Raw genomic sequence first — 23,548 nt, forward strand, 5'->3', positions numbered from 1 at the left:
ATCAAATTGTCCGCCATCCGGTCGGAAAGGGATCAGCCTTCCCCTACCGCTCACGCGGCGCAAGCCCATTCTGCCGCGCATGTGTGAATGCGTTTCCCTAAACCTCCTCGTCCTGGACGAGGAATGGCGCCCACTCCACCGGCTGCGCGCCGATCAGGACTGGCACTGCACCGTGGGCGCGCTGCTGCGATGGGAAAGCCATTGGCTGGCGATCGAACAGCAACGGCCGGGCAGCCCCCTTCCCCGCTGGGCCGACATCCGGCTGACCCGGACCCTGTCGAAACGCCTGCGGCCGATCGAGATCGCGCTGGCGGACCATGTGATCCACACCGGAAAAGGCCGTTTCAGCTTCCGCCAGGCGGGGCTTTTATAGGCTGCCCAAAAAAAACCGCATCGGCCGCTTGCCAGCCGGAAAAGCCGCCTCTATAGGCTGCGGCCTGCCCAGCGGGATCGCCTCGAAACGGACCCGCTATCGGTCGGGGAGTAGCTCAGCCTGGTAGAGCACTGTCTTCGGGAGGCAGGGGCCGGAGGTTCGAATCCTCTCTCCCCGACCATCATCCTTGTCGGAAAATGCGTGGCTTTTCGCGACAACCTGCTCCCACGGCGCAATCCATGAAAAATCAGCCGACGACGATCGAAATGGACGAGTTCGATCGGAAGATCGTCGCCGCCCTGGTCGAGGATGGCCGCATGACAGTCACCGATCTTGCCCAGACGGTGGGCCTGTCCAAGACGCCCTGTCAGGTTCGCCTGCGTCGCCTCATCGACACCGGGGTGATCCGCGGGTTTCGCGCCATCGTCGATCCCGCGAAGCTGGGCATGGACCATGTCGCCTTTGCGGAGGTGAAGCTGTCCGACACGCGCGAAAAGGCGCTGGATGAGTTCAATGCCGCCGTCCGCCGCATTCCCGAGGTCGAGGAATGCCATATGATCGCCAGCAGCTTCGATTATCTGCTGAAGGTGAGGACCGCCGACATCCGCCGTTACCGCGCCGTGCTGGGCGAGAAGATCTCCAGCCTGCCCCATGTCGCCAGCACCTCCACCTATGTCGCGATGGAAACCGTGCTGGATGCGGGCGGCCATCCCCGGAACAGGGGCCGCGCCTGACCGGTCCGGAAGCGGGTTGGAGGATTTTGCTTAGTATCGGGCGAGCTTCCCGTTACCATTACGCCCATGGAACCGAGAAGCTCTAGGCGGCAGCGCAACGCCCCTACCATCAATGATGTTGCGAAACATGCGGGTGTGTCGCCCATGACGGTGTCCCGCGTCATCAACGGCGAACAGATCGTGAGAAGCGCCACCAAGGAAAAGGTGGAAGCGGCCATCGCCGCGCTCAACTATTCGCCCAGCGCCGCCGCGCGCAGTCTGGCGGGCGGGGACGAAACCCGTATCGGCCTGCTCTACAGCAACCCGTCGGCCTCCTATCTGAGCGAATTCCTGGTCGGCAGCCTGGACCAGGCGAGCCGCAGCGGGGTCGATCTGGTGGTGGAGAAATGGGATGAGGAAACCGCCATCGACACGGTGGTCGACCATCTGTTGCGCGGCCGGATCAACGGAGTCATCCTTCCGCCCCCATTGTGCGATCATCAGGCCATGAAGGATGCGCTGAAGGCGGCGGACATCGTCGCGGTCGCGGTCGCCACCGGGGAAGCGCCCGCAGACATGTCGGCCGTCAGCATCGACGACCATGCCGCGGCGCTGGCGATGACGCGCCATCTGATCGCGCTGGGCCACCGCCGCATCGGCTTCATCAAGGGCCACCCGAACCAGAGCGCCAGCCAACGCCGGTTCGAAGGCTATGGCGATGCGCTGGCGGAGGCGGGTATCGAGCCGGACGAGACGCTGGTCGAGCAGGGTTATTTCACCTATCGCTCCGGACTGGATGCGGCGGAACGCATTCTGGCGCTGCCCGAGCCGCCGACCGCGATATTCGCCAGCAATGACGACATGGCGGCGGCGGCCGTCGCCATCGCCCATCGCAGCGGACTGGACGTGCCGGGCGACCTGACCGTCTGCGGCTTCGACGATACGTCGCTGGCGACCACGATCTGGCCTGAACTGACGACGATCCGCCAGCCGATCAGCGCCATGTCACGTGCCGCCGTCGAATTGCTGGTGCGGCAGATCAAGGCGCGCAAGGGCAAGTCGGGGGAAAAGCCTTCGCATCTGCTGCTCGATTATGAGCTGATCCGGCGGCAGTCGGACGCCGTTCCGCATTGACGGCTTTTCCGTCATGAGGGCCGGGTTCTAGCGCGGCAGCGATCCACCAGGGCTGCACCGTGCTCCTGCTTTCACAGGATCACGGAACCGGCAGGCCCGGCACGGCTTGCCGGGCCTGTTCGATCCTATTCCCCGAATACCCGGCGGAAGATCGTGTCGACCTGGCGGAAGTGATAGTCGAGGTTGAACTTCTCTTCGATCTGCTCCGCCGTGAGGGCGGCCGCGACGTCGGGGTCGGCCTTCAGCAATTCCATCAGCGATAGCTGGCCGTCCGATTCCCAGACCTTCATCGCGTTGCGCTGGACATAGCGGTAGCTGTCCTCCCGCGAGACGCCCGCCTGCGTCAGCGCCAGCAGCACCCGCTGCGAGTGGACCAGGCCGCCCATCTTGTCGAGATTCTTCATCATCCGCTCAGGGTAGACGAGCAGCTTGTCGATGACGCCCGTCAGCCGGCCCAGCGCGAAGTCGAGCGTGATGGTGGCGTCGGGACCGATATAGCGCTCGACCGACGAGTGCGAAATGTCGCGCTCATGCCATAGCGCCACATTCTCCATCGCCGGCAAGGCATAGCTGCGCACCATGCGGGCAAGGCCGGTCAAATTCTCGGTCAGCACCGGATTGCGCTTGTGCGGCATGGCGGAACTGCCCTTCTGGCCGGGCGAGAAATATTCCTCCGCCTCCAGCACCTCGGTGCGCTGAAGGTGGCGGACCTCGACGGCGAGCCGCTCGATGGAGGAGGCGATCACGCCCAGCGTGGCGAAGAACATCGCATGGCGGTCGCGCGGGATGACCTGCGTCGACACCGGCTCGATGGCAAGGCCCAGCTTTTCCGCGACATGTTCCTCGACGCGGGGGTCGATATTGGCGAAGGTGCCGACCGCGCCGGAAATGGCGCAGGTCGCGACTTCGGCACGGGCGGCGATCAGGCGCGCCTTGCAGCGGCTGAACTCCGCATAGGCCTCTGCCATTTTAAGGCCGAAGGTCACCGGCTCCGCATGGATGCCATGGCTGCGGCCGATGGTCGGGGTCAGCTTATGCTCATAGGCCCGGCGCTTGATGACCTCCAGCAGCTTGTCGAGATCCTCGATCAACAGGTCGGCGGCGCGGCTCAACTGCACGGCCAGGCAGGTATCGAGCACATCGCTGGACGTCATGCCCTGGTGCATGAAGCGGGCTTCGTCGCCCACCTGCTCCGCAACCCAGGTCAGGAAGGCGATGACGTCATGCTTGGTCACGGCCTCGATCGCGTCGATGGCCGGCACGTCGATCGCGGGGTTGGTCGCCCACCAGTCCCAGAGCGCCTTGGCCGCGGATGCCGGCACGACGCCCAGTTCGCCCAGCTTTTCGGTCGCATGCGCCTCAATCTCGAACCAGATTTTGAAGCGGGCTTCCGGCTCCCAAAGGGCGGTCATTTGCGGGCGGGCGTAACGGGGGACCATCGGGCGAATCCTGCGTGCATGAGTTGAATGTCGCTGCGCCGCCTAGCAGCACCGCCTTTCCGGGGCAAATCGACCGCAAGGACAGGGCAGGAAGCACCGCTTTCCCGTACTTCATCCCATTAATGGCAGGATCGGGCGGCGAAACGACGCGAATCGGAAGATGAGTGGAGCGGCATGAACAAAAAGTCAGGAACCACATGTTTTATCTGGCTATTACTCCATGTGAAATACGGACGATCGGTTCTGGAGCAGATGATGATCCGCGCATTTCTTCTGACGGGCGCCCTCCTGGCCGCAACGCCCGCCCTTGCGCAGGCGGGGGCAGCCGCGCCGCAGGAAGCCGCTCCGGCCTCGCCGCAGGGGAATGAGGCCCAGCCCGCGACGCCGGGCGATGCGGTCGCATCCATCGTCGATACGGAATTTCCGGCCTATGACCAGAATCATGACGGGCAGCTCGACAAGGCGGAATTTTCGCGCTGGATGGTGGCGCTCAAGGATCAGGAGCTGAAGGCGACGGGCCAGTCCCTTCCGCCCGCCGAAGTGACCGCCTGGGCCGACGGCGCCTTCGTCACCGCCGACGCGGACAAGAGCATGTCGGTCAGCAAGCCGGAACTGATCGCCTATCTGAGCGGCAGCGCGGCATAGGATAATTCCCCGTCCGAGCGGGGACAGAGCCCTGGAAGGGTCGCATCATGAGGCGGCATGGAGCGAAGGCCATGCCGCCTCCTTTTTTTCCGCTTTGCCGGAGGGAGCTTCAGCCCCGTTTCTTGTTCGCGTAGAGCAGCGCCGCGACGATGGCGGCCGATCCTATGCCGACGGCCGTTCCCATCCAGACCGCCTTGCCCGCCGATTTACGCGCTGCGGAGGCCATGTCGGACGTCTCGGCGGTGGAGGCAGGGGCGGCGGCGGCGCTATCGGGCGCTTCTTCGGTCGGCTTCGTCATGGTGATTCCCGATATGCAACAAAGCACAGGCGCAGAAAAGGCGAATGCGGCAAAAATCCGCCCAAGCGCCGTGTGGGACGCGGGAACCGACTCTCCCTTCGCACCGATGCGACAGCAAAAATCCGGAGCGTGCGGCCCCCGTCGGATGACGCAGGCCGCCCTAATGCGCCGGCAGCGGCTGATGCGCCTCGCCCCAGCCGCGCAGGTCCCGCGAAGAGGCGCGGTCCAGCAGGACGGCGGCATCCTTCACCGTGAAGTGCGCGGCGCTGTCGATCCCGTCCAGCTCTTCCCAGGTGACGGGGGCGGCGACGGAAGCCGGCTCGCGGGCGCGCACCACATAGGGCAGCACAGCCGTCGCGCCGCGCTGGTTGCGCAGCCAGTCGATGAAGATGCGGCCCTTGCGCTTCGCCTTGCTCATCGTCGCGGTGAAGCGGTCCGGTTCCTGGGTGGCGAGGGCGCGGGCGAAGCGGTCCGCGAAATCCTTGACCTCCGGCCATTGCGCCTGCGGCGTCAGCGGCACGACGACGTGGATGCCCTTGCCGCCGGACAGCATGGCGAAGCTGGTGAGGCCCAGATCCTCCAGCGCCCGCCGGATGTCCCGCGCGGCCTTCTTCACATCCTCAAAGTCCAGCCCCTCGTCGGGATCGAGGTCGAAGATCATGCGATCCGGCCGCTCCACATCCGCGACACTGGACCCCCAGCCATGAAATTCGATCGCGCCCATCTGGACGCAGGCCAACAATCCCTCGCTATCCTCGATATAGAGATAATCCTCCTCATTCCCTTCCTTCTCGCGGATCGGGACATGTTTGACATGATCGCCGAAGCTGCCGCTGTCATGCTTCTGGAAGAAGCATTTTTTCGCCCGGCCCTGCGGACAGCGGACCAGGCTGATCGGCCGGCGGACGATCCAGGGCAGCATCGCCGCGCCCATGCGGGCGTAATAATCGGCCAGCTCGCCCTTGGTGATCTTCGCCTCCGGAAAGATCAGCCGGTCGGGATTGCTGATCCGGATCGAGCTATGGGCTTCGGGCGTCGGCATGGCTTCCTCGCGTCGAACGTCGCCGGCTGCCTTGTCCTCGCGCAGGCCAAGGAAGCTGGCATGGCGGACGATATGCTCCGCCGTGAATTCGGCAAAGGCGATTTCAGCGACCAGATCGGGGCGGACCCATTGGGCGCCTTTGCTTTCGCTGCGCGGCACGCTGAGCGCGGCGGCCTTGCGCCCGCGCTTGCCCAGGGCGGCGATCAGTCCGGCGCTGTTGGCCGCGTTGAAGCCCGTGCCGACCTTTCCCGCATAGACCAGGCCATCCCCTTCCCGTTGGCCAAGCAGCAGGTTGCGGATGGACCGGCCGCTGGCGCTGCTGGGAGTCCAGCCGACGATGACGAATTCCTGACGGCGGGTGCATTTGACCTTCAGCCAGTTCTTCGTGCGCGCGCCGCGATAGGCGGCGTCGGCGCGCTTGGAAATAATCCCCTCCTGCCCGGCGCCGCACATGGCGTGGAACAGCTTTTCCCCGGCGCCGACGACATGATCGCCGACATGGACATGGGCGGAACCCTCCCCCAACAGGCCGGCCAGCTTTTCCTTGCGGCCGATATTGGGCATGGCGGTCAGATCCTGCCCGTCCAGATGCAGCAGGTCGAAGGCGAACAGGTGCAGCGCCGCCTTTCCCTCTCCCTTCAACACCTGTTGAAGCGTGGAGAAATCCGGATTCCCATCGCTGCCGGGGGCGACGATTTCGCCATCGATCAGGGCGGCGGGCAGGTTCATCGCCCCGATTTCCGCCGGCAACGGCGCAAACCGATCCGTCCAGTCGAGGCCCGACCGCGTAAAGATCTTGACCTTCCCGCCCGATACGGAAACCAGACAGCGATACCCGTCATATTTGATCTCGTGCATCCAGCCATTGCCCGTGGGCACGGCATCGACCAGCGTCGCCAGTTGCGGCGGCCGGAAGGCCGGCATGCGGCCCGTCCCTGCCTTGGCGCGCCTTTTCGCCGGGACGGCGCGGTCGGCCTGCGCCATCGCCGCGTCAAAGGCTTTTCCCCTCTTCCCCTTCAGCGACATGGGCGGCGTGCCGGCGGCGATTTCCGCCATGGTGCGACCGCTCCTGATGCTCGTCAGCTCGCGCGCGGTCAGTTCGTCCGCGCTGCCGGCATGGGCATCCTCGATCTTGCGCAGCAGCCAGTTTTCTCCCTTTTCCCTGCCCCGCGGCTTCAGTCGGATCAGCAGCCATTCGCCCCGCATCCGCTGCCCGTGCAGGATGAAATGGAGATGCCCTTTTTCGATGTCGCTCGCGCTCTTGCCCGGAACGGGTTCCCATGTGCCCTCGTCCCAGAGCATCACGGTGCCGCCGCCATATTCCCCCTTGGGAATGGTCCCCTCGAACGTCGCATAGGACAGCGGATGATCCTCCGTGCGGACGGCCAGCCGCTTGTCCGCGGGATCGATGCTGGGGCCGCGCGTCACTGCCCAGCTCTTGAGCACGCCATCCATTTCCAGGCGGAAGTCGTAATGCAGGCGGGTCGCATCGTGCTTCTGCACGATGAAGCCGTTGCCATTGCCGTGGCTGCGTCCGCGCTTGCCCGCCGGCTCGCGGGTGCGGGTGAAATCGCGCTTGCGGTTATAGGTGCTGAGCGGATCGGCATCGGCCATGGGTCAGGCCCGTTTTCGGCTGGCCGGCTTGGCGGGGGTCTTTCGCGTCGTGGCCTTGGCGGGCGCCTTGGCGGCAGGCGCCTTCTTCGCCGCCGGTTTCGCGGCGGAAGAAGCCGCGCCGGAACCGACCGACTTCTTGAGCGCCGCCATCAGGTCGATCACATTGCTGCCGCGCGGAGCCGCGCCCTCCTCTTCCTCCTCTATGACGCGGCGGCCCTTCGACTTCTTCTTCTTTTCGATCAGCCTTTCCAGCGCGTCCACATAGCGGTCGTGGAAGCTGTCGGGCTTGAAGGGCGCGGTCTTCTTCTCGATCAGCGTCTCGGCAAGGTCGAGCAGCTCCGCATCGGGCTTCGCATCCTCTATGTCGCGGAAATAGCTCTGGGCGCGGTTCACCTCATCGGCATAGCGCAGCGTTTCCAGAACCATGCCCCGGCCGCAAGGCTTCAGCGAGACGATATATTCCCGGCCCCGCATGGCAAGCTGGCCCAGCCCGACCTTCTTCGTCCGCCGCAGCGCCTCCCGCAGGACGATGAAGGCTTCCTCCGCCAGATCGTCGGCGGGCACGACATAATAGGGCCGCTCATAATAGAGGACATCGATCTCGCTGGCGTCGACGAACTGGGTGAGTTCGAGCGTCTTCTTGCTCTCCAGCTTCACCGCGTCGATCTCGTCGGGCTGGAGCAGCACATAGTCGCCCTTGGACAGCTCATAGCCCTTGACGATGTCCTCCGGATCGACCGGGCCCAGGCCGGGAACGGTCTTTTCATAACGGACGCGCTTGCCGCTGGGCTGGTGTATCTGGTGGAAGGCGATCTGCGCGCCGGACTTGGTGGCGGCATAGATCTCCACCGGAATGGATACCAGCGCCAGACGAATCTGCCCCTGCCAATATGCGCGAGCGGCCATGAGCGTGCTGCCTCCTTTTTCAGGAGGAAATGCGCGGGCGATGGGGCGGTTCCGCGGCTACGACTCCCAGCACCCTTGACTTCGACCGCCAGTCGTGGTGGTAGCGCTATCAATAACGGACGTTCTTAGGAGTCGATGATGCCGGGGGTCTCCACTTTGCTCGATTGCCTTCCCGCCGACTGGCGGTCTGGCCTGTTCCTTGGCCGCATGGAAACGGCGGAGGGCCCAACCCCCATATTGGTCGAAGGCGGCGTCGCCTATGACATGAGCCGCGTCGCCCCCACTGTCGCGCAACTGGTCGAAATGCTGCCTGCCGCCAGGACAGCCAATGGTGTAGCGCTGGGCGCGCTGAATAGGCTGAACCTGCCGCTGCTGAGCCCGGTCGACCTGCAATGCGTCAAGGCCTGCGGCGTGACCTTCGCCTTTTCCGCCATCGAACGGGTGATCGAGGAACAGGCGCGCGGCGAAGCAGGCGCGGCGGCGGAAATCCGGGCGCGGCTTGAGGAGCGGGTCGGCGGGTCGATCCGCGCCGTCGTGCCGGGTTCGGCCGAGGCGGCGGCGCTCAAGCAGGCGCTGATCGAAGACGGGCTCTGGTCGCAATATCTGGAGGTCGCCATTGGCCCGGATGCGGAGGTGTTCACCAAGGCGCCGGTGCTCTCGACGGTGGGCGCGGGCGCGGAGATCGGCATCCGTTCCGATTCCAACTGGAACAATCCGGAGCCGGAGATCGTGCTGATCGTCGATGCCGGCGGCCGGACCGTCGGCGCGACGTTGGGCAACGACGTCAATCTGCGCGATCTGGAGGGTCGTTCCGCCCTGCTGCTGGGCAAGGCCAAGGACAATAATGCATCCTGTTCGCTGGGGCCGCTCGTCCGGCTGTTCGACAATGATTTCACCATCGATGACGTGCGCAACGCTGTGGTCGAACTCACCATCGACGGCCCGGAAGGCTACAGGCTGGAAGGCACCAGCAGCATGAACCAGATCAGCCGCGATCCGCTGGAACTGGTGCGTCAGACGCTTTCCGAGCATCAATATCCCGACGGTCTGGCCCTGTTCCTGGGCACGCTGTTCGCACCCGTCCAGGATCGCGACGAACCGGGACGCGGCTTCACCCACAAGGTGGGCGACATCGTCGCCATCTCCACCCCGCGCCTGGGACGGCTGGTGAACCGGGTCGTGACGTCGAAGCAGGCGGCGCCGTGGAAATTCGGACTTGCCGCGCTGATGGCCAATCTCGCCAAGCGGGGCCTGCTCGCATGAGCGGCGCCATCTATCCCAGCCTGAAGGGCAAGCGCGTCTTCATCAGCGGCGGCGGCAGCGGAATCGGTGAAGGGCTGGTCGAAGCCTTTGCCGCGCAGGGAGCCAGGGTCGCCTTTTGCGACATTGCGCAGGAAGAAGGCCGGGCCGTCGCGGAACGGCTGAAGGACGCGGATTTCGCGCCCGTCTTCCACCCCTGCGACCTAAGGGACATCGAAGCCGTGCAGGCCATGATCGCCACGGTGGAAGCGCAGCTTGGCGGCGTCGACATATTGATCAACAATGCGGCCAATGACGACCGCCACGGCATCGAGGATGTCACGCCCGCCTATTGGGACGAGCGCATGGCGGTGAACCTGCGCCACCTCTTCTTCGCGGCGCAGGCGGTGGCCCCGGCGATGAAGCGCGCGGGCGGCGGGGTGATCCTGAACTTCGGGTCGATAAGCTGGCACCTCGCCCTGCCCGATCTGGTGCTGTACCAGACCGCCAAGGCGGCGATCGAGGGGCTGACGCGCAGTCTGGCCCGCGATCTGGGGCGCGACAATATCCGCGTCAACACCATCATTCCCGGCAATGTGAAGACGCCGCGCCAGATGAAATGGTACACGCCCGAAGGCGAGGCGGAGATCGTCGCCGCGCAATGCCTGGACGGGCGGATCATGCCGGCGGACGTGGCCGCGCTGGCCATGTTCCTGGCGTCCGACGACGCGCGCATGTGCACGGGGCATGATTATTTCATCGATGCGGGCTGGCGCTGAGGCTATGGCCCCGGTTCCGGAAAGCGTCCTCAGCGTCGGCGCGACCCTGGGCGAAGGGCCCGTCTGGGTGGCGCGGGATGCAGCGCTCTGGTTCGTCGACATCAAGGAGAAGCGCATCCACCGCTTCGACCCCGATCTGGGCGTCGCGCGCAGTTGGGACGCGCCGGGCCAGGTCGGCTGGATCGTTCCGGCGCAGGACGGATCGTTCGCCGTCGGGCTCCAGTCCGGCGTGCACCGCTTCGATCCCGATGCCGCCGGCTTCACGCTGCTGCACGCGCCGGAGGCCGACCGGCCCGGCAACCGGTTGAACGACGCCACGGTCGATCCGGCGGGCGGTCTCTGGTTCGGATCGATGGACGATGGGGAGGAGGCCGATAGCGGGCGCTTCTACAGGCTGCACCAGGGCCGGCTGACTGAAAGCGGTCTGCCTCCGGTCTCGATCACCAATGGTCCTGCTGTCTCGCCGGACGGCACGCTGCTCTATCACACCGACACGCTGGGCAGGCGGATCTGGCGGACGCGGATCGCGGCGGACGGCACGCTGCACGATACGGCGCTGTTCGCGGAGATCGAGGATGGCGCCGGCTATCCCGATGGACCGACCGTCGATGCGGAAGGCTGCCTGTGGACCGGGCTGTTCGCCGGCTGGGCCGTGCGGCGGTACGATCCGGCGGGCGGGCTGATGGCGGAGGTCCGCTTTCCCGTCGCCAATGTCACCAAGATCGCCTTTGGCGGACCGGACCTGTCGACCGCCTATGCCACCACCGCACGCAAGGGCTTGACGAGGGACCAGCTTCTCGCGCAGCCCTGTGCCGGTGATCTTTTCGCTTTCGATCCCGGCGCGCGCGGGCAAACATCCTATATTGCAGCCATCTAGAATATAAATCGGAGGAGCAGGAATGTCCGAAGGGAGTGCCGATAAGGTCAATATGGCCTTCATCGCCGCCATCGTCGCCGTGGCGACCATCGGCGGGTTCATGTTCGGTTATGACAGCGGCGTCATCAACGGCACGCAAAAGGGGCTGGAAAGCGCCTTCGACCTCGGCAAGCTGGGCATCGGCGTCAATGTCGGCGCCATCCTGGTGGGCTCCTCCATCGGCGCGTTCCTGGCCGGGCGCATGGCCGACCTGATCGGACGGCGCGGGGTGATGATGCTGTCGGCTGCGCTGTTCCTCGTCAGCGCGATATTGGCGGGGGCGGCGGGATCGTCCGTCATCTTCATCGTCGCGCGCATCGTCGGCGGCCTGGGGGTCGGCGCGGCGAGCGTGATCTCCCCGGTCTATATTTCCGAAGTCACTCCGGCGGCGGTGCGCGGCCGTCTCTCCAGCGTACAGCAGGTGATGATCATCTCCGGCCTGACCGGCGCGTTCGTCGCCAATTTCGTGCTGGCGCGCTATGCCGGCGGATCGACGGCGCAGCTGTGGCTGGGCTTTCCCGCCTGGCGCTGGATGTTCTGGCTCCAGGCCATTCCGGCCGCGATCTACTTCCTGGCGCTGCTGGTGATCCCGGAAAGCCCCCGCTATCTGGTGGCGCGCGGGCAGGAGGAGCGCGCCCAGGCCGTGCTCACCCGCCTGTTCGGCGCCGAAGCCGCATCGCGCAAGGTGGTCGAAATCCGCAACAGTCTGGCCGCCGATCATCACCGGCCCAAGCTCAGCGACCTGATCGACAAGGCCAGCGGCAAGATCCGGCCCATCGTCTGGACCGGCATCGGCCTGGCCGTATTCCAGCAGCTGGTCGGCATCAACGTCGTCTTCTATTATGGCGCTACCCTGTGGGAAGCGGTCGGCTTTTCGGAGGATTATGCGCTCCAGACCAACATCCTGTCGGGCGTGCTGTCGATCGGCGCCTGCCTTGCCACCATCGCGCTGGTCGACCGGATCGGGCGCAAACCGCTGCTGCTGATCGGATCGGCGGGCATGGCGGTGACGCTGGCGACCGTCGCCTATGCCTTCTCCACGGCGGTCACGGCGGCCGACGGCGCCGTATCGCTGCCCGGCAATAACGGCGTGATCGCGCTGGTGGCCGCCAATCTCTACGTGATCTTCTTCAACATGAGCTGGGGTCCGATCATGTGGGTGATGCTGGGCGAGATGTTCCCGAACCAGATCCGGGGATCGGGGCTTGCCGTGTCCGGCTTCGCGCAGTGGATCGCCAATGCGCTGATCTCCGTCAGCTTCCCGGCGCTGGCGGTCTCGCCCGGCCTGGCGATCACCTATACCGGCTATGCCTTCTTCGCCGCCGTCTCCTTCTTCTTCGTTCGCGCCCTTGTGCATGAGACGAAAGGCCGCGAGCTTGAGGACATGGTCGGCTGAGCGGCCTGATCGCCCTGAAGGCGGGCGCGGTGGAGGCCGTGCTCGCCCCCGCCGTCGGCGGATCGCTGGCGGCGCTTCGCTTCGCGGGGACGGACATATTGCGGACCGCTCCGGTCGACAGCAGCGATCCGTTGCAGATGGCGAGCTTCCCGTTGGTGCCCTATACCAACCGGATCGCCCATGGCCGCTTTCGTTTCGCCGGGCGCGACGTGCGGATGCCGCTCAACTTCGGGGACCATCCGCACAGCCTCCACGGCATCGGCTGGACCTCGGCATGGAGCGTCGCGGCGGCGGCGCAGGACAGCGCGCACCTCACGCACCGATATGACGGCGATGGCGGCTGGCCATGGGCCTATGAAGCGCAGCAGCATTTCACCCTGTCCGACCATGCCATCGAAATGAGGCTGACGCTGCGCAACATCAGCGATGAGGCCATGCCGGCGGGCCTTGGCTTCCACCCCTATTTCCAGGCGGACGAAGACACGTCGCTCCAGTTCCGGGCGGACCGGCTGTGGCTTGCGACAGCCGACATGCTGCCCGTGCGGCAGGTGGCGGCGGACGCGCTGGGCGACTGGTCGGCGGGCGCGCGGGTGCGGGGAAACAGCCTGATCGACAATGCCTATGGCGGCTGGGACGGCAGCGCCACCGTCCGGCGAGGGGATGGGACGCGGGTCGTGCTCAGCGCCGTGGGCGCGTCATGGTTCCATGTCTATCGCCCGCCCCTTTCCCCGGATTTCTGCCTGGAACCTGTCACCCACATGCCCGATGCCGTCAATCGTCCGGGGGGCATGGACAGCATCGAACCAGGCGCGGAAAAGACGCTTTCCCTTCGCATCGCCTTCCCTCCGTCCGACGAAGCGCTTCCGCAGCGCGACAAAATCGCCTAAGCTGCCCGCTCAGCAGCTATAGGAGCGTTGATGCAATTTCTGCGGACTGCCTTCTGGGTCGTCATCGCCGTCGCCCTCGCGCTATTCTGCGTCGCCAATTACACGCGCGTAGAAGTGAATCTCTGGGGCGACCTGGTCATGGAAACGAAACTGCCGGTCCTGCTGATCGGCGCCTATTTGCTGGGTGCGCTGCCCTTCTGGATCATGGCGCGGGCAACCCGCTGGCGCATGAAGCGCAAGCTGGAGAGTACCGAGCGCGCGCTCGTCGCGGCGACCGCCGCCCCCTCGTCTTCCACCCCTCCATCCCTCGCCGTCGCGGACAACAAGGCCGCGACCCCTACCCTCTCCACCACAGGACCAGCATGACCAGCCCCATCTATGTCGCCATCGATACGCCCGACCTGCGCAAGGCCCAGGACCTTGCGCAGCAGGTGCGTCATCATGTGGGCGGGCTGAAGCTGGGCCTCGAATTCTTCTGCGCCCACGGCCATCATGGCGTGCATGAGATGATGAAGTTCGGGCTGCCGGTCTTCCTCGATCTGAAGCTGCACGACATTCCCAACACGGTCGCCAAGGCGGTGCAGGCGCTGCATGTGCTGGAGCCTGCGATCCTGACCGTCCATGCCGCCGGCGGGCGCGCCATGCTGGAGGACGCGAAGGCGGCGGCAGGGGCCAAGACCCGGGTGGTCGCCGTGACCGTGCTGACCAGCCTGGACGATGGAGACCTGCTCGACATCGGCGTGGGCGGCAAGGCCGAGGATCAGGTGGCGCGACTGGCCGATCTGGCGCGCAGCGCGGGGCTGGACGGGATCGTCTGCTCCGGCGAGGAGGTCGCGCTGGCGAAGAAGGCGTGGCCTGACGGGTTCTTCGTGGTTCCGGGCGTGCGGCCGGCAGGCGGCGCGATGGGCGACCAGAAGCGCGCGGTGACGCCGCGCGAGGCGCTGGACCGGGGCGCCTCGATCCTGGTGGTCGGACGGCCGATCAGCCTGGCGGAAAAGCCGGATATTGCAGCGCGGGAGATAGAGGCGACGCTTTAGGCGGCCCGTTCAGGGTCGAAACGTCACGTTCCGTCCGGCGCGAAGAAATGCTGGATCACCTCCCGCGCCAGGCGCGCCGGACGCAGCGTGGAGGCGTCGAGGCAGCACCAGCTCGACTTCACCTCCGCCAGCACTTCCTCGCCAGGGCGGATCACCGTTTCGTAGAAGGCGCGCGCGCCCTGCACCTTTTCCAGCAGGACGGTCGCGATGACGTCGTCGTTGAGGAAGGTCGGCTTGCGATAGGTGATCTCATGCTTGAGCGCGACCCATAGATGCTGGGCAACCGCCTCGGTGGGAGCGAGCGCCCGCCAATGGTCGAGTACGGCCGCCTGAACCCATTTCAGATAGCTCGCATTGTTGACATGACCCATGAAGTCGATGTCGTCCGGCTCTATGCCGACGGGATAAAGATGGGGAATGGCGTTGTGCACGGGCAGCGTCATAGCAGGTTCGAAGGCAGGGCGACAGGACGGCGCGGCATGCCTTGGGGCGAAGGGGCCGGAACGACCGGCCCCTCCCTCCCGTCAGAAGCGCCAGCCCAGGCTCGCGACGATCTGGTGCCGGTCGGTGTCGATGCCGAATTCGTCCGTCGTCGTGCCGTTGGCGAAGTCGATATGCGCATCCTCATATTTGGAATAGCGATATTCGAGCTTGGCGAAGGTATTGGCGTTGATGGCGCGCTCCACGCCCGCACCGATGCGCCAGCCGTCCAGCTTGAAATTGGTGTCGGTTTCGACATTGGTGTTGCCGGCCAGCACGTCCAGCTTCGTGTTGGTGTAGCCGCCCTTCACATAGACCAGCGTGTTCGGGCTGGCCAATATGCCCGCCCGCGCACCGATATAGAGGTCGCGGCCCTGCTTGACGCGGCCGAAGCCGAACTGGTCGGTGGGGTCCGATCGGCCGCTCTTCGAGGTGGAGTCGGTATATTCGCCCTCGACGCCGACCACCGCGCTGCCAAGGTTCACGTCATAGCCGGCGCCCACGCCGTAGAGCAGGCCGTCGATCGACTGGTCGTCGCGGCCATTGTCATTGTCCACGCTGCTGCCGGCGCCAGTATGGTCGTAGCCCAGTATCGCCTCGACGCGCGGGCCGGTGAAGGTAGGATTGACGTCCTGCGCCAGAGCGGGGCTTGCGACCGCTGCGCCGGTCAGGAGGGTTGCGGCCAGGATCTTACGCATATTCGGGTACTCCACTTTATCTTCTCAATCCCCTGTCAGCCGGGGAGACGGTGAAGTCATGGAAGTCCCTGGAGGTTGCATGAACCTCAGATAAACAACTGAATTTGTGTCCTTTATGCCACAAAACCAGCTCGGTTCGCCGCGTAGCTGAGGCGTGCAGGCGGTGAGTTGATCAACATTCCACGACATTGACGGCCAGTCCGCCAAGGCTCGTTTCCTTGTAGCGGCTCGCCATGTCCTCGCCGGTCTGCCGCATGGTTTCTATGACCGCGTCCAGGCTGACGATGTGGCGGCCATCGCCCTGGAGCGCGAGATAGGCCGCGTTGATCGCCTTCACGGCGCCCATGGTGTTGCGCTCGATACAAGGGATCTGCACCAGTCCGCCGATGGGATCGCAGGTGAGGCCGAGATTATGCTCCATGCCGATCTCCGCGGCATTTTCGACCTGCTGGTTGGTGCCGCCCAACACGGCGGCAAGACCTGCGGCAGCCATGGAGCAGGCGACGCCCACCTCCCCCTGGCAGCCCATTTCGGCGGCTGAGATGGAGGCGCGCTTCTTGTAGAGGAAGCCCATGGCCGCCGCGGTCAACAGGAAGCGGCGCTCCCCCTCCCGGTCGGCGCCGGGGACGAAGCGGCGATAATAATGCAATACGGCGGGGATGACGCCCGCCGCCCCGTTGGTCGGAGCGGTGACGACGCGCCCGCCGGCGGCATTTTCCTCATTCACCGCCAGCGCGAAGAGGCTGACCCATTCGAAGATCTGCGCCGGGCCGAGGGCATTTTGCTGGAGCACCAGCCGGTTATGGATGGCGCGGGCGCGGCGCCGGACCTTCAGCCCGCCGGGCAGCAACCCCTCTTCCTTCAGGCCGCGATCGATGGATGCGCTCATCGCGTCGATCACGCTGTCGAGGAAGGCTTCGGTTTCCCGCGGCGCGCGCCAGGCCCCCTCGTTGCGCAGGACCAGCGTGGCGATGCTGAGGCCGGTACTCTCCCCCAGCGCCAGCATTTCCGCGCCGGAGGAGAAGGGATAGGGCTGGACGACATTATGGCCGAGCGGCGCGTCGGCGGCGATCGCCTCCGCGCCCGGCAGGACCGCGCCGCCGCCGACCGAATAATAATCGCGGACCAGCGGCTCCTCCTGCCCGTCTAACCAGGCTGAAAAGCGCATGCCGTTGCTATGCGCCTCCAGAAACTCTCCCATGCGGAAGAGGAGGTCGGTCGTTTCTTCGAAGGGAACGAAGCGGTCCTCCACGCTGCCCGCACGGATGCGGCGCTCGCTGCGGATGGTGGCGAGGATGTCGGCAATGGCGTCGGGATCGACGCTGTCGGGACGCTGGCCGGACAGGCCGAGCAGGATCGCCATGTCGGTAGCGTGGCCCCTGCCCGTGAGGGCGAGCGATCCATAGAGTTCGCATTGCACGCGGGCCGGGATGGCGGGCAGCGAGTCCATGAACATCAGCGCGGCGCGCATCGGCCCGACCGTGTGCGAACTGGACGGCCCGATGCCGATGGTGAACAGGTCCATCACGCTGATCGCGGCGGCCGCATTGATGCGGGATTTGGTCACGTTCAATAATCCTTTGAGACACGGACGTTGGCGCTTTCGCGGCCAAGGGTGGAGATAGCGCCGAGCAGCGAGAGCCAGCGCGTGACCTGATATTCGATGCGGGTCGCGGAATAGCCCTGCCCGTCGGTGATCAGTTCCACATAGGTCTTGCGGGTCAGATATTTGCCCGCCGCGATGGAGGTGCCCTGCCCCTGCGTCGGATCGGCGGCGATGATGCGCAGCCGGTCGAGCCCAGCCGCCTTGCGCACGGCGTTGATCGGGTCGAGGCCGCCCTGCCCCTGAAGCGAACCCACGGCCGAGGCGAGTTGCAGCGCTTCGGGCGCGGACAGGTTGGTGATCGACGTGCCGAAGAGGATGCGGGACAGCAGTTCGTCCTGCGGCAGCGCGGGCACGCTGGTGAAGCTGATCACGGGCTTGAGGCCCGTGCCGCCGACATGAATGGTGGCGGTGAGGTCGCTGACATCCGCCTCCGCATCGATGTCGAGCGTCGGGTTGACGGGGGTGCGGCCGTCGAACTGGATCTTGCCTTCCTTGAGGTCGAAGCGGCGGCCGGCAAAGTCATAGGTGCCGCGGACGAGATCGGCGGTGCCCGCAATGGCCGGGCTCGTGACCGTGCCGCCGATGTCCAGATTGGCGCGCCACTCGCTCTCAAGGCCAAGGCCCGTGACGGTCAGGCGGTTGCGGGCGCGCGCCTTGATCGCAAGGTCCCAGGGAATGCTGGTGCGGGGCCGCTCTATCTCGTCGCCGCGACGGTTGATCTCGATCACGCGCAGTTCGGGAATCTGCGCCACGGCGGCGGCGCGCCCCATGGTGAAGCGGCTGCGGTTGAGGATCAGGTCGCCGCCGATGGTGCCGCCTTTGCCGGTGGAGGCGATGGTGATCGGGCCGGTGACGGTGGCGGCGATGTCGTCCCGTTCGAGGAGCGCGGCATTCTCCGCCTGGAGACGCAGGTCCATGCCGACCCCCGCTATGCCGTTGAAGGTGAAGCTGCCCGTCCCGGTGACCGTGCCGCCATTTTGCGCGGCGGCGCTGAAGCCGGTCATGACGAGTTGCGCGCCGGAGAAGCGGCCCCGCGCCTTGACGCCGTGCAGCCGCATGCCCGTGACGGGGCTGTTGATCGCGGCATTGTCCGTCGCGAGAGACCCCGCGATGACGGGGTCGCCCAGCGTGCCGCGCGCGTCGGCGGTGACGTTGACCGGGCCGGATATGTCCACGATCTCCACCCCCGTCAGGCGCCAGAGCGTGTCGGCGGTGCCATTGTAGCGAAGCTGCGCGAACAGGGACGCGCGGTTGAGCCGCTCCACCAGAGTGCCTTCGGTGCCGAGCGGCATGAGCAGCGCCTGCGCCCGGCCGATGGTCTGGCCGTTCGCGACGAAGATCATGCGGGTGGCCAGACGGTCATGGCTGAGGACCGCGTTGACGCCCGCATCCACGGGACGGGAACTCAGCGACAGGCCGGAGCGGGAAAGGCCGCGCACGCGCAGTTCGGCCTTCCCCGTCGGCATGCCGCCGCGCGTATGCACATAGCTGAGCGAGCCGGTCGCCGTGCCGCCAAGGCCCAGATCGTCATAGGCGATGTCCAGCAGCGAAAGCGGCAGTTTCTGCAGCCGCGCCTCTATGCTGGTGGTCTGGCCGCTGAGTTCGCCGCCAAGCTGGAGCGATCCGCCCGCAAAGCCTATAGATGCGGGGTCCAGGCGCCAGCCGTCCTGGGTGCGGGTGAATATGGCGGGGCGATTGAGCTTGATCGGCCGCTTGTCGATGGTGCCGCCCGCCTGAAGCTGGATGCGGTCGGGCGTGACCTGCGCCTCGCCGCTGAGGTCGAAGAGGCGGCCGCGCTGGCCGGAGAGGCTGGCCGTCACCTTGCCGCTGCCGTCGACCAGATCGGCATTGGCCGCAAGGCGGCCGATCTGGATCGCACCGATGCGCAGGCCCCGCGCCTGCGCCGTGGCGCCGATCGTCGTGCCGGAAGGGTCGAGCAGGATCGTGGCATCCAGCCTGCCCCGGCGCACGGCGATGCTGGTCGGGCCGTCGAAACTGGCGTCGGTGGCGGTGAGGGCGAGCTTCAGCTGCTGAACGCCGTTTACAGGGGCAAAGGCGACGGTGCCGGTCACAGGGCCGCTGACGTTCAGCACGCCGTCCAGCCCGCCGGTCACCGGGCGCAGGTCGCCGCTGGCGCTGACGCCCGATGCGGCCACGCGGGCAATGCGGACGATCGCCTGGCCGCCGGGCGGCAGCAGGATCGCGCCGTTGCCGGTGAAGGGACCGAGCGTCGATCCCCCCTCCGCCGTGAAGGCGTAACCCGCCGCATCGGGGACCAGATGGGCGTGCATGTCCGTGACGCCAAGCGCCTTCAGCGGGCTTTGCAGCACGACATCGACGGTCGGACGGTCGATCCTGCCATCCAGGATCAGGCGCAGCGGACCATAGCTTCCATGCTGGCCATTGCCTTCGAAATGGAACGTGCCGTCGCGGCGGCGATAGCCCTTGGCCGACAGCGTCAGCAGCGGCGCCTCCAGGCGGAGGCCGGTGAACTGAAGCTGCCCGTCCGGTCCGAGCGACAGACCGCTGCGCAACACCGGAAGGCCGCCGCCCAGGGACCGCAGGAAGCTGTTGTCCAGCCGCCGCATCCGCGCCATCGCATTGCCGCTCAAGGTGAAGGCGCCACGGGGGCCGGGCACGGCGCGCAGCTTCGACGTCAGGTCGACGATGCCGAGGCCGCGAATGGCCAAGCCGCTGATCTGGCCGTCCAGGCCGATGTCGTAACGCCCCGATTTCAGGTCGGCGAGGAAAAGCAGCCTGCCGCGCAGCTTGTCGGACCGCACCGTCATCGGATTGCTGACGACCTGCTGGTTCCTGAGCTGCAACACGCCGTTCAGGTCGAAATTGCGGATGATCCCCTCTACCAGCGGGCCCTGGCCGTCGAGACGCCGGGCGCGCAGATGGACGGGGATCAGCGCCGGGCCGCCTTTCGCCCTGCGTCCCTTGCCGTCGGCGCGCACATCGTGGATCACGGTCTTGCCGAAGGCGAGTTGCCTGGCAGTGAGCAGATATTCATAGCCGAAGCCCGAGAGCGAGCCATCCAGCCGGATGCGCGCCGCAATATCCCGGCCGCCCATCGACTTGAGCAAAGCCTGCGGGCGGGCGAGCTTCACATCGACCAGCAGATTGTCGAGCGCATTGTTGCGCAGGTCGATGGCGCCGTCCGCGTTGAGGTCGATCGCGGCGGAGCGAAGCGACAGCTTGCCGTCGACCACCCGGTCGGCCATCGATCCGCTCGCCTGGATGGCGAGGCGCGGCGCGGAAAGGCGCTGGACAAGGCCCTGTCCCGCCATGGCGGCTCCCTCGACGGTGCCGGCGGCCGTATAGGTGCCGCTGCGGGCCGCCAGCTTCAGGTCTATGGCGGGTTCGCTGTCCAGCGTGCCCGCCAGGCGACCGTTCCAGCCTGTCCAGCTTCCCTGCCCCTGGATGCGGAGATTGGCGTCCTGCTTCAACCCGGCCATGATTCCCAGGACGCCGCCCCTGGGTGCGTTCACCGTGACGTCGAGGTCGAACTTGTCATCGTCGGGCCGGCTGTCGAGCGCGATGTTGAGCGCATCCTCTCCGTTCAACACCCGGGCGGAAAGATCGATAATGGCGCGGCCGCCGCGAATGTCCGCATCGCCGGAAAGCGTCGCCTGCTGCACCTTGCCCGTGATGCCCCGCTCCATGATGAGGCGCCCGACCGAAAATTGCATCAGCCGGATGTCGAAGCCGGGAAGGATCGGCCCCTCCCGCTCGCTGGGGTTGAGCTTGGGCAGCTTGTGCAGAGTCGCCTGCGGAATGACCAGGCGGTCTATATCAAGCCGGTTGGAGAGCCAGGCGAAGGGCCACCAGTCCAGTTCCACGCGCGGGGCGTCAAGGAACGCGCCCTTGGGATCGGACAGGGTCAGGCCATGGAGAACGGCCTTGCGGTAGATGCTGCCATCGATCCGGTCGACATGGATGCGCAGGCCCGAAGGCGGGCTGATCTTCGCAATGCGGGACACGAGGAAGCGATGGCCCGGCACGGTGTCGAGCCAGGCCAGCGCGCCGGCGGCGATCAGCAGCAGCGTGGCGAGAATGCCGGCGACCCAACGCTGCCAGCGACCGTCCCAGGCGCGGCGGCGGCGCGGCGGCGGCGGCGCGGCGGGCGTCTCCCCGGCCATCAGAAGGCCTGCCCCAGCGAGACATAGACGGCGATCTTCGGATCGCCCGACTGCGGATTGAGCGGCGTGCCGACATCGATGCGGATCGGGCCGAAGCTGCTGTAATAGCGCACGCCCAGCCCCGCACCAATGCGCAGGTCGCGGAAGCGCGGCAGGAAACTGGTCGAGATGTTGCCGGCGTCGACAAAGGGCACGACGCCGAAATTGCCGAAGCGGATGCGGGATTCCAGCGAGAATTCCGCCAGGCTCTTGCCGCCGACCGGATCGTCGTTCGGGCCGTAGCGCGGGCCGATCGCCTGATAGCCATAGCCGCGCACCGAAGCGCCGCCGCCGGCATAGAAGCGCCGCGAGGGCGCGATCCGGTCGACCGTGGACCCCAATATGGTGCCGAAACGCGCACGGGCCGCGAGCACGATCCGGTCGTTCATCGGCTGATAGACGCTGCCGTCAAGCTGCACGCGGGCATAGCCGAAGGTGCTGTTCTGGAAGGACAGTTCGGGGCTGAGCCGGCCGCCCAGGCGGAACCCCCGGCTGGGGTTCAGCAGGTCGTCGCTGCCGTCATAGGTGAGGCTCAATGGAATGGCGCCGATCAGGAAGGTGCGCCGGCTGCCGTTGCTGAACGCATCCGCTTCGTCCGACGCGATCAGTTCGCCGCCGATGCGCCAGACCCATTTCTTCTGGAACAATATGTTGGTCTGCCGCTCCAGCGCGCCCGACAGGGTTATGGTGCGCGCGTCATAGGCGTCCCGCTTGATGTTGCTGACGGAGAGCAGGCCCGTCAGCACATTGTCGCGACGGCGGAAATTGTTGCGGCGATAGGTGAAGGACGCCGTCTGCTCCTGCGTGCCGATCACCCCGCGCACAGTCACCGCCCCTTCCGGCGGGAAGAAATTGCGGTGCGCCCAGCTCACCTCTGCGCGATAACCCTCCCCGGTGCCATAGCCCAGTTCGCCCGCTATGGTGCGCAGCGGCGCCGGCCGGGCGTCGATGGCCAGGTCGACATGCTCGCCGTCTCCCGCATCCCTGGGGGTCATGGTCAGCGATGAAACGAGCCCGGTGGCGATCAGCGCCTGCCGCAGGTCTTCGACATCGGATGCCATATAGGTGTCGCCGGGACGGAAGCGGGCGATGCGCTGGACATGGCGGGCGCTGAACAGCGCATCATTGGCCATGACGATCCTGCCGAAGGTGCGGTAGGCGCCGGGATTGACGACGATGTCCAGATCGCCCTTGCGCTCCTCATGGTCGATGCGGACTTCCGGTTCCTCGACCTTGCCGAAGGGAAATCCGTTCTCGAGCAGCGCGACGGCCAGGGACTGCTGGCCGGCGAGGATGGCGTCGGAATCGACCGGATCGCCCGCCCTGGGCGGAAAGGCGGACCGTAATTCCGGTTCGCGCTCGCCGGTGTTCTCCAGGCCCTTCAGGTCGACGGACGACAGCAGATAGCGCGCGCCCGGCACGATCCGGAAGGTGACCGCCAGCCTGTCGCTGCCCGCCGGCGGCGGCGTCACGGCGCCGCGAATGCGCGCGGCATAATAGCCCTTGGCGCGCAGCAACCGGTCGAGCAGGTCGCTGTCCTCCTTGATCCGGCGGTTGATCTGGGCGAGATTTGCGGGCTTCCCCTCGCCCTGATGCAGCACCGACAGTTCGTTGAAGCGGGTGGTGAACTGGGCGTCGGCAATCTCCTCCACGCCGGTCAGCGCGACGGTGTAGCGGCGCTCCTCACCCGTATCCGCGCCCGTGTCCGCAAAGGTGACGGCCTCCTCAGCCTGTTCCTCGGCCGCTTCGGGCGCGACCGCCTGCTGCGGCACGTCGGAAGACTGGGGCGGCAGTTCGACCATGGGCGTGACGATGTCGGGCTGTCCCATGTCCGGCCAGTCGACGCCGATGTCGGGCATGGGGGCCAGATTGGGATCCAGATCGGGCTGATCGGGAACCGGCTGGGCGCCGGCCTGCGCCGCCGCCTGCGCATGAGCGACAGGCGCGAGCAGAAGCAGCGGCACGAGAAGAGCAGCTTGCGGCAGGCCTGAAATGCGGCGGCAGGTCCGCAAACCGGTATTCATAGCGCTGATCTAGACCAGAAATCGGGCGGATGGCCAGCCCCCAAGATGATGGCGGGACAGGCTGTGCGGGGATTTGGGCTGAAAGGCTGGATGGCGTGGAGATGTGTAACCCCGCTCCTGCCGACATGCCCCAGCGAA

20 protein-coding genes and 1 tRNA gene are annotated in these 23,548 nt (G+C 66.2%); 12 read left to right on the top strand and 9 right to left on the bottom strand.

The annotated features are described in order from the left end of the window. The first annotated feature begins 79 nt into the window (after positions 1–79). The 4 genes from TZ53_RS20720 to TZ53_RS20735 all read left to right on the top strand — a co-directional run bounded on the left by TZ53_RS20720 (position 80) and on the right by TZ53_RS20735 (position 2,220). The gene (locus TZ53_RS20720) at positions 80–373 is read left to right on the top strand and encodes a JAB domain-containing protein (protein ID WP_044662563.1); all 294 of its coding nucleotides are present in this window, start codon (positions 80–82) and stop codon (positions 371–373) included. Positions 374–477: 104 nt separating this feature from the next. Continuing rightward, positions 478–554, top strand: a tRNA-Pro gene (locus TZ53_RS20725). A 58-nt stretch (positions 555–612) separates the two neighbouring features. Continuing rightward, positions 613–1,107: an Lrp/AsnC family transcriptional regulator gene (locus TZ53_RS20730; protein ID WP_025550938.1), complete on the top strand. Its 495-nt coding sequence runs from the start codon at positions 613–615 to the stop codon at positions 1,105–1,107. Between the two features lie 66 nt (positions 1,108–1,173). After that, complete coding sequence (locus TZ53_RS20735; protein ID WP_025550940.1) at positions 1,174–2,220, top strand: LacI family DNA-binding transcriptional regulator; 1,047 nt, start codon at positions 1,174–1,176, stop codon at positions 2,218–2,220. Between the two features lie 125 nt (positions 2,221–2,345). Here TZ53_RS20735 and purB read toward each other — a convergent pair whose 3' ends face one another. Then, positions 2,346–3,659, bottom strand: a complete 1,314-nt coding sequence (gene purB / locus TZ53_RS20740) for an adenylosuccinate lyase (protein ID WP_044662564.1) — start codon at positions 3,657–3,659, stop codon at positions 2,346–2,348. Positions 3,660–3,914: 255 nt separating this feature from the next. On the opposite strand from purB, the gene TZ53_RS20745 reads away from it, so the two are divergent. Next, the gene (locus TZ53_RS20745; RefSeq protein ID WP_044663177.1) at positions 3,915–4,304 is read left to right on the top strand and encodes an EF-hand domain-containing protein; all 390 of its coding nucleotides are present in this window, start codon (positions 3,915–3,917) and stop codon (positions 4,302–4,304) included. Between the two features lie 109 nt (positions 4,305–4,413). On the opposite strand, the gene TZ53_RS20750 is transcribed toward TZ53_RS20745, so the two are convergent. From TZ53_RS20750 to ku, 3 genes are all read right to left on the bottom strand, one after another. Next, positions 4,414–4,602 (bottom strand): hypothetical protein, encoded by a 189-nt coding sequence (locus tag TZ53_RS20750; protein WP_044662565.1) that lies wholly within the window; start codon positions 4,600–4,602, stop codon positions 4,414–4,416. Between the two features lie 160 nt (positions 4,603–4,762). Further along, entirely contained in the window at positions 4,763–7,258 is a 2,496-nt protein-coding gene (ligD, locus tag TZ53_RS20755) for a DNA ligase D (RefSeq protein WP_044662566.1), read from the bottom strand. Positions 7,259–7,261: 3 nt separating this feature from the next. Continuing rightward, on the bottom strand, positions 7,262–8,164 hold the full coding sequence (gene ku / locus TZ53_RS20760; protein WP_025548903.1) for a non-homologous end joining protein Ku: 903 nt from the start codon (positions 8,162–8,164) through the stop codon (positions 7,262–7,264). Positions 8,165–8,302: 138 nt separating this feature from the next. Between ku and TZ53_RS20765 the strand changes: the two genes are divergently transcribed. Genes TZ53_RS20765 through pyrF form a run of 7 tightly spaced genes read left to right on the top strand, consistent with a single transcriptional unit; the run spans position 8,303 to position 14,418 of the window. Continuing rightward, positions 8,303–9,427 carry a fumarylacetoacetate hydrolase family protein gene (locus tag TZ53_RS20765; RefSeq protein ID WP_044663178.1) on the top strand — a complete coding sequence of 375 codons (1,125 nt, stop codon included), beginning with the start codon at positions 8,303–8,305 and terminating at the stop codon, positions 9,425–9,427. Continuing rightward, positions 9,424–10,182: an SDR family NAD(P)-dependent oxidoreductase gene (locus TZ53_RS20770; protein ID WP_044662567.1), complete on the top strand. Its 759-nt coding sequence runs from the start codon at positions 9,424–9,426 to the stop codon at positions 10,180–10,182. The genes TZ53_RS20765 and TZ53_RS20770 overlap by 4 nt, the downstream gene beginning before the upstream one ends. A gap of 4 nt (positions 10,183–10,186) precedes the next feature. After that, positions 10,187–11,059, top strand: a complete 873-nt coding sequence (locus tag TZ53_RS20775) for an SMP-30/gluconolactonase/LRE family protein (RefSeq protein WP_044662568.1) — start codon at positions 10,187–10,189, stop codon at positions 11,057–11,059. A gap of 22 nt (positions 11,060–11,081) precedes the next feature. Next, positions 11,082–12,494: a sugar porter family MFS transporter gene (locus tag TZ53_RS20780; RefSeq protein WP_025548897.1), complete on the top strand. Its 1,413-nt coding sequence runs from the start codon at positions 11,082–11,084 to the stop codon at positions 12,492–12,494. A gap of 29 nt (positions 12,495–12,523) precedes the next feature. Continuing rightward, positions 12,524–13,381: an aldose 1-epimerase gene (locus TZ53_RS20785; RefSeq protein WP_229742431.1), complete on the top strand. Its 858-nt coding sequence runs from the start codon at positions 12,524–12,526 to the stop codon at positions 13,379–13,381. 30 nt (positions 13,382–13,411) lie between these two features. Continuing rightward, positions 13,412–13,747 carry a lipopolysaccharide assembly protein LapA domain-containing protein gene (locus TZ53_RS20790; RefSeq protein WP_044662570.1) on the top strand — a complete coding sequence of 112 codons (336 nt, stop codon included), beginning with the start codon at positions 13,412–13,414 and terminating at the stop codon, positions 13,745–13,747. Beyond that, complete coding sequence (pyrF, locus tag TZ53_RS20795) at positions 13,744–14,418, top strand: orotidine-5'-phosphate decarboxylase (RefSeq protein ID WP_044662571.1); 675 nt, start codon at positions 13,744–13,746, stop codon at positions 14,416–14,418. Before TZ53_RS20790 ends, pyrF begins: the two co-directional genes overlap by 4 nt. 23 nt (positions 14,419–14,441) lie before the next feature. Here pyrF and TZ53_RS20800 read toward each other — a convergent pair whose 3' ends face one another. The 5 genes from TZ53_RS20800 to TZ53_RS20820 form a co-directional block, all read right to left on the bottom strand. Continuing rightward, positions 14,442–14,861 carry an acyl-CoA thioesterase gene (locus TZ53_RS20800; protein WP_443216141.1) on the bottom strand — a complete coding sequence of 140 codons (420 nt, stop codon included), beginning with the start codon at positions 14,859–14,861 and terminating at the stop codon, positions 14,442–14,444. Between the two features lie 81 nt (positions 14,862–14,942). After that, positions 14,943–15,596, bottom strand: a complete 654-nt coding sequence (locus TZ53_RS20805) for an outer membrane protein (protein ID WP_025548890.1) — start codon at positions 15,594–15,596, stop codon at positions 14,943–14,945. Positions 15,597–15,768: 172 nt separating this feature from the next. Then, complete coding sequence (locus TZ53_RS20810) at positions 15,769–17,163, bottom strand: L-serine ammonia-lyase (RefSeq protein WP_044662572.1); 1,395 nt, start codon at positions 17,161–17,163, stop codon at positions 15,769–15,771. A 2-nt stretch (positions 17,164–17,165) separates the two neighbouring features. Then, a complete protein-coding gene (locus tag TZ53_RS20815) occupies positions 17,166–21,347 on the bottom strand; it encodes a translocation/assembly module TamB domain-containing protein (RefSeq protein WP_044662573.1) in 4,182 nt (1,393 codons plus the stop codon). Continuing rightward, complete coding sequence (locus TZ53_RS20820) at positions 21,347–23,410, bottom strand: autotransporter assembly complex protein TamA (RefSeq protein WP_083199128.1); 2,064 nt, start codon at positions 23,408–23,410, stop codon at positions 21,347–21,349. The genes TZ53_RS20815 and TZ53_RS20820 overlap by 1 nt, the downstream gene beginning before the upstream one ends. Between the last annotated feature and the right edge of the window lie 138 nt (positions 23,411–23,548).

The sequence above is a fragment of the Sphingobium sp. YBL2 genome (genome assembly GCF_000943805.1).
GTDB lineage: Bacteria > Pseudomonadota > Alphaproteobacteria > Sphingomonadales > Sphingomonadaceae > Sphingobium > Sphingobium fuliginis.